This window comes from Lysobacter sp. CC-YZS074 (genome assembly GCF_056739745.1).
On sequence record NZ_CP200301.1, the window covers coordinates 106,178 to 118,843 of the forward strand.

Annotated in this window: 6 protein-coding genes and 1 pseudogene; 3 read left to right on the forward strand and 4 right to left on the reverse strand. The window is 70.2% G+C overall.

Translation table 11 applies throughout. The features are described from left to right. The first annotated feature begins 40 nt into the window (after positions 1-40). Positions 41-1,927 carry a S8 family peptidase gene (locus U8331_RS00435; RefSeq protein ID WP_481131673.1) on the forward strand — a complete coding sequence of 629 codons (1,887 nt, stop codon included), beginning with the start codon at positions 41-43 and terminating at the stop codon, positions 1,925-1,927. Between the two features lie 105 nt (positions 1,928-2,032). Here U8331_RS00435 and U8331_RS00440 read toward each other — a convergent pair whose 3' ends face one another. After that, a complete protein-coding gene (locus tag U8331_RS00440; RefSeq protein ID WP_481131674.1) occupies positions 2,033-5,146 on the reverse strand; it encodes an autotransporter domain-containing protein in 3,114 nt (1,037 codons plus the stop codon). Between the two features lie 325 nt (positions 5,147-5,471). On the opposite strand from U8331_RS00440, the gene U8331_RS00445 reads away from it, so the two are divergent. Next, complete coding sequence (locus tag U8331_RS00445; RefSeq protein ID WP_481131675.1) at positions 5,472-6,344, forward strand: 5'-nucleotidase, lipoprotein e(P4) family; 873 nt, start codon at positions 5,472-5,474, stop codon at positions 6,342-6,344. Between the two features lie 113 nt (positions 6,345-6,457). Here the strand turns inward: U8331_RS00445 and U8331_RS00450 are convergent, their stop codons facing one another. The 3 genes and pseudogenes from U8331_RS00450 to U8331_RS00460 form a co-directional block, all read right to left on the reverse strand. Continuing rightward, entirely contained in the window at positions 6,458-6,760 is a 303-nt protein-coding gene (locus tag U8331_RS00450; RefSeq protein ID WP_481131676.1) for an I78 family peptidase inhibitor, read from the reverse strand. Between the two features lie 49 nt (positions 6,761-6,809). Then, a pseudogene (locus tag U8331_RS00455) lies at positions 6,810-7,628 on the reverse strand (ribonuclease H-like domain-containing protein); the annotation flags it as partial. Between the two features lie 645 nt (positions 7,629-8,273). Further along, on the reverse strand, positions 8,274-10,955 hold the full coding sequence (locus tag U8331_RS00460; protein WP_481132856.1) for a DEAD/DEAH box helicase: 2,682 nt from the start codon (positions 10,953-10,955) through the stop codon (positions 8,274-8,276). Between the two features lie 580 nt (positions 10,956-11,535). Between U8331_RS00460 and U8331_RS00465 the strand changes: the two genes are divergently transcribed. Beyond that, a complete protein-coding gene (locus tag U8331_RS00465) occupies positions 11,536-12,636 on the forward strand; it encodes an MFS transporter (protein ID WP_481132857.1) in 1,101 nt (366 codons plus the stop codon). The last annotated feature ends 30 nt before the right edge of the window (positions 12,637-12,666 follow it).

Consider the following 12,666-nt stretch of genomic DNA (forward strand, 5'->3'; position numbering starts at 1 on the left):
AGCAGTTCATCGAAAGCCGTTCCACTCAGAAGGAATCGACATGAAGCGCAAGAACCAGACCCGCGTCACCCTGCTCGCCACCGTCATCGCCGCCTCGCTGGCCGCGCCCGCCGCGCTCGCCGGAATCGGTACGCCGCTGCAGGCCAAGCCGATCGCCGCACCCGCCGGCCAGGCCGAGCATGGTGCCCGCCTGATCGTGCACTACCGCGACGGAGCCACTGCCCGCGCGCAGAAGCTGCAGACGGTCAACGCGGCCGCCAGCCGTGCCCACGCCGCACGGCGGGTCCGCACCGCGGCCGAAGCCCGCCAGGCCGCGCCGACCGCCCGCTACATGCGCAAGCTCGCGGTCGGTGCCGACCTGGTCCGGCTGTCGCACAAGGTCGGTCCCTCCGAGCTCGACGCGCTGGTGCGCGAGCTGTCGGCCGACCCGGCGGTGCGCTCGGTCGAGGTCGACCGGATGATGCGGCACACCGGCTTACCAGCGCGCAATACCCGACTGACCGACGTGCAGCCGCAGCTGACCGTCGACGACCCGTACTTCCAGCAGTACCAGTGGCACCTGCAAGACACCGCCGGCGGCATGAACGCCACCGCCGGCTGGGACGTCTCGACGGGCGAAGGCGTGGTGGTAGCCGTGCTCGACACCGGCATCGTCCCGCACCCCGACATGGACGCGAACATGCTGCCCGGCTACGACTTCATCACCGATGCCTTCGTGTCGCGCCGCGAAACCGACGAGCGCGTGCCCGGCGCGTACGACCACGGTGACTGGAACCCCGAAGCCGACGAGTGCTACGCCGGTTCGCCGGTGTCCGACAGCTCCTTCCACGGCACCCATGTCTCCGGCACGGTCGCCGAGCTGAGCAACAACGCGACCGGCATGGCTGGCGTCGCCCATGACGCCAAGGTGCTGCCGGTGCGCGTGCTCGGGCGCTGCGGCGGTTACACGTCCGACATTGCCGACGCGATCGTCTGGGCCGCCGGCGGCGAAGTGCCCGGCGTGCCGGCCAACGAAACGCCGGCGGAGGTCATCAACCTGAGCCTCGGCGGCAACGGCAGCTGCGCGTCGATCAGCCAGACCGCCATCAACCAGGCGGTCGCACTCGGCGCCACCGTGGTGGTGGCCGCCGGCAACGACAACGACAACGTCGCCAACTACAGCCCCGCCAGCTGCGACAACGTCCTGTCGGTCGGCGCGGCGCGCATCACCGGCGGACGGGCGTCGTATTCCAACTACGGCGAGCTGGTGGACCTGGCGGGTCCGGGCGGCGGCGGCGGCGTCGACGGCAACCCCGGCGGGTACGTCTGGCAGGCCGGCAACGACTCGGCGACCTCGCCCGACCTTGGCGAGCCGACCTACTTCGGCATGGGCGGCACCTCGATGGCCTCGCCGCACGTGGCCGGCGTGGTGGCGCTGATCCAGAGCGCCGTGGTCGCCGGCGGCGGTGCGCCGAAGACGCCGGCCGAAATCGAAGCCATCCTCAAGGACAGCGCGCGACCGTTCCCGGCCACCCCGGACCGCCCAATCGGCGCGGGCCTGCTCGACGCCGCCGATGCCCTGGAGAAGGCACTCGAGGTGCCCTGCGATCCCGAAACCGAGGAGTGCGGCCCCGACGCCATCGAGCTCACCGACGGCGTGACGCTCCGCAACCTCTCCGGTGCGGCAGGCAGCAGCACGCTCTACAGCATCGAGGTGGCGGAAGGCGCCCGGATGTTGAACCTGATGACCTTCGGCGGCACCGGCAACGCCAGCCTGTACGCCAGCTTCGGCCAAGCCCCGTCGGTGGAGGCGCACGAACACGCGTCCAACCGTCCGGGCAACTCCGAGGTGATCCGCCTGCGCAATCCGGCGGCGGGGGTCTACTACATCCTGGTGTCCGGCCAGGCGGCCTTCTCCGGCATGAGCCTGCAGGCCCGGGTCGACTGAGCGTTGCCTCGCAGGAAGTAAGGAAAAGCCCCGGCTCCGGCCGGGGCTTTTTCATGTGGCAAGGGCGGCCGAAGCCGCCCCTGCCGCTACCTCATCTACGCAGTATCAGAACTTCAGCGAGAACCGCACGTTGGCGCCGTGGTCGCGCGCCTCGTCGGCGTACTGGCCGCTGTAGTTGAACTCCAGCAGGCTGCGTTCGCCCAGCCATGCCGCGATGCCGGCTTCCGCCACGGTCGAGTCCTCGGCCAGCGGTGCGCCGGTGACGGTGAACGCCTCGCCACCCTCCCACGCATGCGCGCCCTCGGAGTCGATGTCGCCGGAGGCGTGACGATAGCCGATGCCGCCGCGCAGGTGCAGACCGGTCGCCGCCGGTTGCGGACCCGACAGGTTGACGTCGAAACGCACACCCAGGGTCGACAGGGTCGCGCGGGTTTCGGCATCGCTGCCGGTCAGTGCGGCGCTGCCACCTTCCTCGGTGAACGCGTCGGTGTCGACGTCGACCCGCGCCACCTGCAGGTACGGCTCCAGCGTCCACGTCTCGCGGCCGAGCACGTAACCGCCCTCGATGAAGGCCTGTGTGGTCGTGGCGTCGTATTCGGTGTGCAGGAACTGGGCGACGTCGGCGAAGGCAACGCTGCGTTCGCCGTCGATCTCCTGGTCGGCCCGGATCAGACCGGCCCGCAACGCGAGCGCGCCCCACTGGTTGCCGCCGTACACGCCGAGGTGACGGTGCTTGACGTCGCCGCTCGACGCACGCGAACGCAGGTCGATGTCGTTACGGCCGGTGCCGCCCAGGGCACCCACTCGCCAGCCGCCGGCGAAGCGGTGATCGACGCCGACCAGCAGGCCGTTGCCGTCACGCTCGACCGCGCCGGTGTTGCCGTTGCCCTGCATGCTGCCACCGCTCTTCCAGGCTTCCGCCCAGGCTGCGGTCACCGCTTCGCCGTCGTCGAGCGAGGACAGCACCGGCGTCGCACGTGCCAGCGCGGCTTCGCGGACCATGCGGCTGTCTTCCACCAGTGCCGCGCGCGCGGCCGGATGGAACTCGCCACCGAGCAGATCGAACGCTCCCTGCGCCTGCTGCGGGAACATCTGCACCAGCGTCATCAACAGCGGGGCGGTATCGGCCATGGCATCGGCCGCGCCAGCCACGGCAAGCTGATTCGGAGTGGTCGCGGCCTCGGCGAGTGCCATGCCCCGCACGACGCCGAGGCCGACGCCGCTTGCGCTGTAGTCGAAACCGAACGCGAGGAACGGCGAGACCAGCTGGCTGTCGATGTCGGCGAACTGGCCGGTGATACCGCCCGCAGCACTGAGGATCTCGTACGTCTGGCCGAGCAGGTACTCGCTGCCACCGTCGACCACCCGCACCGTGCCGCCTTCAAGCGTGGCGGTGCCCGTCACCTCGATGCGATCGGAAGCATCCGGCGGAGCGACTTCGGCGATGTAGGTCGAGCCCGCCAGCTGCACGTAATCGCCGTCGACTGTCAGCGTGCCGATCGAGTTGCCCGGTGCGATGGTGCCCGCGACGGTGGTGTCGCCCACCGTGCCGCTGCCGCCGAGGTGGCCGTCCGCGTTGACCAGCAACGCACCACGCTGGGTGCCGTCCACCTGCAGCCAACCACCGTTGACCGTGGCCATGTTGTCGAGCACGCCGCCCGACGCGACCAGCGCGACGCCGCCATCGACCACGGTGTCGCCCAGTGCGTTACGGCCGGTCAGTTCGAGCACGCCCTCACGCACGGTGAGCCCGCCGAAGCTGTTGTCGCCGCTCAGTCGCAGCCAGCCGATACCGGACTTGGTCATGCGGCCCGGCCCGCCGATGTCGTTGGTCCAGTCGTCCCAGGCCGCGCCTTCCCACACCTTGGCGCCGCCGGCCCTCTGGTTCATGACGATATCGGTGTCGACCCTCAGCTGACCGTACCCTTCGATGCCCTTCTGCAGGTCCATCAGGCCCCAGCCGTAGATCTCGTCGACACCGGCCGCACCGAGGTCGCGCGCAGTGGTCAGCAGTACATCGCGGATCTGCGCGTTGTCGAGGTACGGATAACGCTCCATCAGCAGCGCCAGTGCACCACTGACATGCGGGGCCGCCATCGAAGTACCGGTCATGTAGCCGTAGCCGTACTCCGGGTTCTGCGCGGTGATGTCGTAGCCGATGAAGTTGCCGTCCCCGTCGTACAACAGCTCGCCTTCGATATCGCCGCCAACCACGGTCGAGGCGATGTCGGTGCCCGGCGCGGTGATGCACCACTCGGCGCTCAGCCCGCAGATGCTGGAGCTGGCGTCGAGTTCGCCAGTCGGCGCGAGATTGGTCACGCTCAACCAGTAGGGCTCGGCCTCTTCCACCCAGCGCGGCAGGGTGGCGTAGATGCCGGCGATTTCTCCGTAGTTATTACCGGCGGCGAACACCTGGATCATGTGGTCGTTGACCGACGGATCGGTGTAGGTCGCGAAGTACTCCGGCACGCCTTCGCTGCTGTACAGGGCGTCCATGTCGGCGGCGGTCGTCGGTTCGACGCTCAGGCCCCAGCTGTGGTTGATCGCACGCACGCCGTGCGCCGCCATCTGCTCGTACATGCTGGCGACCGCGCTGCTGTCGGGACCATTGGCGTAGGACTCGCCACCGGGCTCGCCGATCATCGCGAACAGATCCGCGTAGCTGTGCGAGAACAGTCGTGCGACGCTCAGGTCGGCGTTGTAGCCGACGCCGTGGGTGCCGGTGCCATTGCGACCGGCGGCCATGGTGCCGGCCACGTGGGTGCCATGGGTGCCGTACTGGAAGCCGGCGAGCGACTCCAGGTATTCGGGAACCCAGGGGTAGAAATAGCCGATGTCGGTCAGGTACTGCACCAGCGCGCGATCGTCGTCGGTGTAGTGGAAGTAGTCGATGGCAACCTGGTCACCATCCGACATGAAGCACGCATCGGCACCGGCGATGATCGAGTCGCTCGCGCACAGGCTGCCGTCCGCCAGCAGGTCGGCGATGCGGATGCTGCGGTGATCGCGGCCGGAGAACTCCGGATGGGCGATGGCCGACCCGCTGTCGAACACACCGAGCCGGATGCCATAACCGGTCAGGCCGCGCGCGTAGGCATACTCCGCGCCGATCGCGGCCAGGCCCCAGTCGGCGTTGAATTCGTCACTGCGCCAGCTGGCCGCGTCGCCGATCTTCCCCTGTTCCTCGTAACCGGCGTCCTGCGCTGCGGCCGGCAACATCACACCCGCGAGCAGGCAGCCCGCGATCGCCCGGCACAATGCCGAACGGACCGGACTGCGGGCAGGAGCGACTTTCCCCGTTTCGTACTTGCTCATTCTGGTCCTTGCTGAAAGATGAAAGAGCCTCCTCCCGACCGGCGGTACCGGGCGGTTCTCAGTTGAAGGAGGGTGGCTCCGGCGCGGTTCCCCCACGGGCCACCCGGTCGGTATACGTGAACGAAATATTAATGTCCACGCCATCGGAGCCCGGGCGCGTTCACGTTCCGGAACAAGTTGGAGGCGCCGGGCGAGCGCTAGAATCCGGGGTTTTCGACCGGCCCCGAGCATGCGCCTTTTGCTGATTCCCACCGCCATCGTGCTTGCCCTTGCCGGGTGTCAGCACGCATCCCTGTCCCGGTCTGCGCCGCCGGCCACCGTTCCCGCGGCCGACGACAACCTCAACGCCGTGCTCTGGATGCAGGCCTCTGCCGAGTACCGCGCCGCGGCCACGCAGACCTGGCGCGCGGCCGCCCAGCAGCTCGACGAGGCCCTGGCCGATCCGGAGTGGGACGCACTGGTGGCCGGCGAGCGCGGCAATCCGGCCGACGCGCTACCTCCGGCGGTGGTCGTCGATGTCGACGAGACCGTGCTCGACAACTCGCCTTACCAGGCACGCCTGGTCCGCGACGGATTGGAGTACGACTCCGCCACGTGGGCGGCCTGGGTCGCCGAGCAGAAGGCAGTGGCGGTGCCGGGCGCGGTCGAGTTCGCCGAGGCCGCAAGCGCGCGCGGGGTCACTATCGTCTACATCACCAATCGCACCGAAGCGATGCAGGCGGCGACGATCACCAATTTGCGCGCGGCGGGTTTGCCGGTCACCGACGAGTCGGTGTTCCTTGGCAAGGGCACCGTCGTCGACGGGTGCGAGGCGCACGACAGCGGCGACAAGGCGTGCCGCCGCCGGCTGGCCGGTCGCCGGTACCGGGTGCTGATGCAGTTCGGCGACCAGCTCGGCGATTTCGCCAAGGTGGAACCCAACACCCCCGCCGCGCATCGGCAGCTGATGGAAACGCACGGGGAATGGTTCGGCCAACGCTGGTGGATGCTGCCCAATCCGAGCTATGGCGACTGGCAATCGGCGCTGTTCGGCAACGACTGGAGCCTGTCGCCGGGCCAGCGGCGCGCGGCCAAGCACGAGGCGCTCGACGTCGCGCGTTGAGGCAGGCGTTTATCGGGGTGCCGGCATGCGCCGGTTAGTCCAGCGCTGCCGCTTCAACACGGCGGTTGCAGGCAGAGGATTTTCACCGGTGCCGCGCGCCACCCGTGGCGCCATCAGCCGCAGCGCAGACCGGTAATCGCGCCGCGCTCGTTGACGTCGATGTTCAGGCGGTCCCCGCGGTAGTCCATCGTCACCGCCTGCCCCGGCTCGATCACGCGCACATCGTTGCTGCCGCTCTCGACCCGCGCCCGCTCGACGACTTCGGCGGTGGCGGCATGGCCGATCGCCCACGAAACGGGGTCGGCATTGCATGCATCACCGGCCGTCGGCGGCGGTACGTCCGCGGGCGGCATGGCGGTGCACGCCGCGACGGAGAGCAGCAGGACGACAACAGGGACGATGGGCAATCGGGTCACGGTGGTGCTCCGGTGAGACGTCCGGCGAAGCCTGCGTCCGGCCCCGTGTTCACCGTGTAAACGCGGCGGGACGCACCGCTGCCGGGGTGGCCGCCGTGGCTCCCTGCGGATCACGGCACTGCGCCGTACCGGCATCCACCTCCACCAGCCGCAGCATCAGCCGCGCCAGCGTCACCACGTCCTGGTGGTTGTGCGCGCACACGCGCCGCAGCAATGCGGACGAGCCGCCGCGCAGGTACGACAGCCACGCCGCCGGCGCTTCCGAACCCGGCAGGTCGTCCTCGCGCACGATCCCCAGCAGCCGGCGCTCGATCGTCGCCAGCCGGCAGTTCTCCCACACCCCGCGGTAGCGGCGGCGGGTCGGGAACAGCAGGTCGACGTGGTCGAGCGGGGTGATCGGGCAGGCCAGCCGCGCCAGCCGGTAGCGCGTCTTCAGCAGCGGGGCGTCGTAGCAGCGGCCGTTATAGCTCGACAGCACCGTGGCCGGTGACAGCCAGCGCGCGAACTCGCGCAGCATCGCGGTCTCGGCGGCCAACGTGGTAATCAGCAGCTGGCGCACGCGCAGCCCGTCGCCGTGGACCGGGTGCACGTGCCAGTCGGCGGCACCGATCTGGAACGCGCGGGTGCCGGTGCCGCCGGCCAGTCCGGTGGTCTCGGTATCGAAGAACAGCAGGTCGCGCGGGTCGACCGCGTCATCGCGTTTGGCGAACGCCAGCGGCAGCGCCTCGGTGGGCGCGGCGAATGGCAGGTGGGCCTCGATCAGGCGCAGGCCCGGGGCGATCTCCTCGCCCGGCAGGCTTCGGTCGACCGGGCCGCGCGCGGCGGGGTAGACGGGTTTGCGTTCGCGCACGCCGAGGAGGCGGCGCAGGGTGTCGAGCGAGGTGGCGGTGGGCGGGGACGGAGATGACGACGACGACCGTAGCGAACGCGAGGGCGCAGGCGCCTGTGACGGCGATCGCGGTGGCGAAGGTGACGGAAGCGGCGACAGCAGTGGCGCGGCGGAACCGGAACCCGGATCGGGTGTTGCGGAGGGCGACGCGGCGACGGCTGCCGTCCGTGTCGTGTCGCCGGGTATCGCCACGGGGCCGGCGTCCGGCACGGCCGCGGCGTCCGGGTGGCGCGCGGTGGTCTGGCGACGCGGCGCGGGCGGTGCACCGGCCTGGCGCTTGAGCGCGCGCAGGCGGTCGAGGGTGATGCTCACGGGTGGGTCACCGCGGGACGGGGGCGGAAGACGGCGGACGGCGGGTGAGGTCAACCCGGCCAGCGCACGGATGATCCGTTGCAGGAGCGATGCGACTCGCGACCCGCCGAACGCTCGAAGCCATGTACAGGTCGCGACTGACCGGCAACGGCATGCCGCCGCCACTCCTACCCCGGAGGCGGGGCGCCCGCGGGTGATCGGGCTTTTGCAGGAGCGGCTTCACCCGCGATCGGAAGGTGGCGCGGGCGGACGGTTCGGGATCGCGGCTGAAGCCGCTCCTACAAAGGCGCCAGAAGCCGCGGTCGGTCGCGCTCACCCGGCCACCTCCGCCAGCAATCCGAGCACCCGCCGCGCCAGCGATTTCGGAGTCGCGCCGCCATTGCCGGCCTCGTCGGCCGCCAGCACCGGGCCGACGCAGGCGGGGCAACCGGCCTTGCAGTCGCAGCGCTCGACCAGCTCGACCGCACGCGCGACCAGTTCGGCCTGCCGCGTCCACAGCGGTTCGCTCAGGCCGACGCCGCCGGGGAAGTTGTCGTACAGGTAGATGGTCGGCACGAACTGGTGGACCTCGATGGCCGCGTCGGCGGCTCCGGCCGCCGGCATCGCGTCGCGTGTCGAACGCGCGGCAGCACCGGCATCGCACGACACCGGATGCATCGACGGGTCGTCCGGGTCATGTTGTCGGGTCGCAGCGACGTTCGTGCGATGGCCGCGATCCTCGGTCCCGGTGACATCCGCACCTTCGCTGTTGCGGTGCACCTCGACGTAATCGCCATGCGCATCCAGCGGCAACCGCGCACGCGCACCCGGCGCGATCGCCAGGCCCTCGACCGGCGCCTCCACCCCGCGCAGCTGCCCACGCCCCTTCGCGTCGGCGGTCGCGAACCACGCGCCGTCGCCGTTGCCGACTGCCTTCTGCAGGTCACGCGCGTCGGCCATCACCGCCACCGTCGCCACTACGTGCAGCGCATAACCGGCGCCGAGGAAACCGTCGAGCGCGTCCTGCCGCGAGGCGAACCACGCCAGCAGCGTCGCCTGCGGCAACTGCCACCACACCGCGGTGGTGTGCAGTTCCTGGTCGGGCAGGTTGACCGGGCCGTAGCCGATGTTCTCGTGGGTGTAGTAGCGGATCTTCTTGTAGCCGGCGACGCGCCGGACCACGTGCACTTCGCCGTGGCCGCAGTCGCCCTGACCCGCGTCGATGCCGTCGAAGCGTTCGAGCACCTTCAGTTTCGAGTAGTCGATCGAATCGGTGTAGTAGTCGACATGGGTGCGCGTCACGTAGGCCTTGCGGCCCTCCCAGTCGAGCCGCTCGACCTGGTACGGCGTGCTCTGGACCATGTGGATCGCGCCTTCGTACAGCGTCAGCGCGGCCGCCGAGTAATCGACCTCGGCGATGATCTGCTGCTTGCCGCCAGTACGGTCGACCACCACGAAGTTGCCGTCGGCGACCGAACGCAGCGACACCGCGTTGGCCGGGTAGCTGTCGGCGATCCACTCCCAGCGGTCGCCCTCGCGGTGCACGACTTCGGTTTCCGCCAATGCTTCGAGGTACACCTCCGGCTCGATCGGACCGAACGCCTCGTCGACCACGAACGGCAGCTCGAACGCGGCGCAGCGGATGTGGTCGAACAGGATCAGCGGCTGGTCCGGCGCGGTGCGCGCGTGCTCGGGCGAGGCGTCGGCGAAGAAGTCCGGGTGGCGCACGACGTACTGGTCGAGCGGCTGCGAGTTCGCGACCAGCACGCCGAGCGACGGCTGCTGGCGCCGGCCGGCGCGGCCGAAGCGCTGCCAGGTCGCCGCGACCGAACCGGGGTAGCCGTTGAGCACGACGACGTCGAGCGAGCCGATGTCGACGCCCAGCTCCAGCGCCGAGGTCGAGATGATCCCGTCGACGTGGCCGGCGCGCATGTCGCGCTCGGCCGCGCGGCGCTCGGTCGGCAGGTAGCCGCCGCGATAGGCGCGGATGCGCGGCGGTTTGCGCGGGTCCGAATCGAACACGTCCTTGAGGTACTTGGTCAGCACCTCGACCATCAGCCGGGTCTGCGCGAACACCAGCGTCTTCAGCCCGGCCTTGATCGCGATACGGGCGATGCGGTTGGCCTGCGAGCGCGCCGAGGCGCGCAGGCCGAGGTCGGCGTTGATCACCGGCGGGTTCCACAGCAGCACGTGCCTGTCGCCGGTCGGCGCGCCAGACTCGGTGATCGCGTGCACCGGCGCCTCGATCAGCGCGCGCGCATGTTCGGCCGGGTTGCCGATCGTCGCCGAGCACAGGATGAACTGCGGGGTCACGCCGTAGAACGCGCAGATCCGCTTGAGCCGGCGCAGCACGTTGGTGACGTGGCTGCCGAACACGCCGCGGTAGGTGTGGATCTCGTCGATGACGACGTAGCGCAGATTCTCGAAGAACTGCGCCCACTTCGTGTGGTGCGGCAGGATCGCCTGGTGGAGCATGTCGGGGTTCGACACGACGATGTCGCCGTGCAGGCGGATCGCCTGGCGTGCATCGCCGGGAGTGTCGCCGTCGAAGGTGAACGCCTTGACCCCGAGGTCGCCGGCGCGGTTGAGTTCGAGCAGTTCGGCGACCTGGTCCTGCGCCAGCGCCTTGGTCGGGAACAGGTAGAGGGCTTTCGCATTGCCCTGCATCGCCGCGCTGACCACCGGCAGCGTGTAGCACAGCGACTTGCCCGACGCGGTCGGGGTGACGATGGCGGTGTTCTCGCCACGTTGCGCGGCGTGCCAGGCGTCGGACTGGTGGCGGTAGAGGCGGTCGACGCCGCGTGCGCGCAGGGCGGAGGCGAGCGCGGCGGGCACGTCGTCCGGGATCGGCGCGTAGTCGCCCTCGCGGCCCGGGATGGTGAAGTGGCCGGTGATGCGGTCGGCGTAGCGCTTCGACAGCGCCTGGGTCAGGGCGGCGCCATCGCCGCGCCGGCGGTGTGCACGCACCGGCAGGGTTGCGTCGGGGTCGAGCGGTTCGAGGCGGTCGAGACGCATGAGGTCGTGGCCGGTGGTCTCCGTGGCGCCGGGCCTCTCGGCGGCCGCCAGCGCCCCGCCCGCGCGCTGCCCGTCGTCCCGCTGCGCACCTGCCCGCCCCATGTATTCCGCTCCCGCCAAAGGCGCGCAGTAGGCCAGCAACGTGTCGCAATCGGTGAGACGGCGGATGAATGGTTCAGATCGCGTGTTCGTCTTTCCGGCACGCGGTTTGTAGGAGCGACGTGAGTCGCGACCCACTGACCCGTCCAGTCGCCGTGATGAACGCGGGATATCGATGGACGAAACGGGATGCGCGTTGAACGCACTTGCCGCGATGTCAGTGGGTCGCGACTCGCGTCGCTCCTACGAATGTGTCAGCCGGATGCGGCCAAGGCCCCGGTGTGCTGCAACACCCTGTTTCATCCGACGTTATCCCGGTCCACCGTGCTGCGGCGCACAATACGCGGTCGATTCCCGCAAGGACCCCGGTTTGACCGACGCCCCCACCCCGACCGCCCACCAGCGCAACCGCGCCCGTTACGCCGCGATCCTGTTCGCGCTCGCGGTCGGCGGCTTCGCCATCGGCACCAGCGAGTTCGCGATGATGGGACTGATGCCGAGCCTGGTGCAGGACCTCGGTGTCACGGAGCCGCAGGTTGGCCACCTGATCAGCGCCTACGCGCTGGGCGTGGTGGTCGGAGCGCCGCTGCTGGCGATCGGCGGCGCGCGGCTGCCGCGGCGCACGCTGCTGCTGGCGTTGATGGGCTTCTACGCGCTGGCCAACCTCGCCACCGCGTTCGCGCCCGGCTACGCCACGATGATGGCGGCGCGCTTCATCGCCGGGCTGCCGCACGGGGCGTACTTCGGCGTGGCGATGCTGGTCGCCGCGTCGATCGGCGGCCCCACCCGGCGTGGCGCGGCGATCAGCCGGGTGATGCTGGGGCTGTCGGTCGCGATCCTGGTCGGCAACCCGCTGGCGACCTGGCTCGGGCAGGCGCTGAGCTGGCGCTACACCTTCGCGCTGGTGGCGGCGGTGGCGGCGCTGACGGTGGTGCTGGTCGCGCGCTTCCTGGCCGAGGACCCGGCCGAGCCGCGCCAGTCCCCGCTGCGCGAGCTGCGTGCGTTCAACACCTCGCAGGTCTGGCTGACCCTGCTGATCGGTGCGATCGGCTTTGCCGGCATGTTCTGCGCCTTCAGCTATCTCGCGCCGACGCTGACCGAAGTCACCGGCGTGGCCGACGGCTGGATCCCGGTGGCGATGGGCGTGTTCGGCATCGGTTCGATCATCGGCAACCTGGTCGGCGGCTGGCTGGTCGATCGGCTGCAGTTCCGCGCCGCGCCGGTGATCCTGCTGTGGTCGACCGCCGTGCTGCTGCTCTATCCGCTGGCCGCGCACGCGCTGTGGACGATGCTGCCGGCGGTGGTCGCGGTCGGCACGATGGGCGCGCTCGCCGCGGTCATGCAGACCCGGCTGATGGACGTCGCCGGCGAGGCGCAGACACTGGCCGCCGCGTCCAACCATGCCGCCTTCAATGCCGCCAACGCACTCGGGCCGTGGCTCGGCGGGCTGGCGATCAGCGCCGGGCTGGGCTGGACCTCGACCGGCTACGTCGGCGCGGCGACCGCGGTCGGCGGCCTGCTGGTCTACGCGTGGGCGCGGTGGGACGAGCGCCGTCCGGACGCGGCACTCGTCGAGGGCTGAAGCGCCCCGCGACGCGCCGGCGCTCCGCCG

Coding starts and splice junctions, on each gene's coding strand:
- U8331_RS00435 (WP_481131673.1), top strand. CDS start 41: ATGAAGCGCAAGAACCAGACCCGCGTCACCCTGCTCGCCACCGTCATC.
- U8331_RS00445 (WP_481131675.1), top strand. CDS start 5,472: ATGCGCCTTTTGCTGATTCCCACCGCCATCGTGCTTGCCCTTGCCGGG.
- U8331_RS00460 (WP_481132856.1), bottom strand. CDS start 10,955: ATGCGTCTCGACCGCCTCGAACCGCTCGACCCCGACGCAACCCTGCCG.
- U8331_RS00465 (WP_481132857.1), top strand. CDS start 11,536: ATGATGGGACTGATGCCGAGCCTGGTGCAGGACCTCGGTGTCACGGAG.
- U8331_RS00440 (WP_481131674.1), bottom strand. CDS start 5,146: ATGTTGCCGGCCGCAGCGCAGGACGCCGGTTACGAGGAACAGGGGAAG.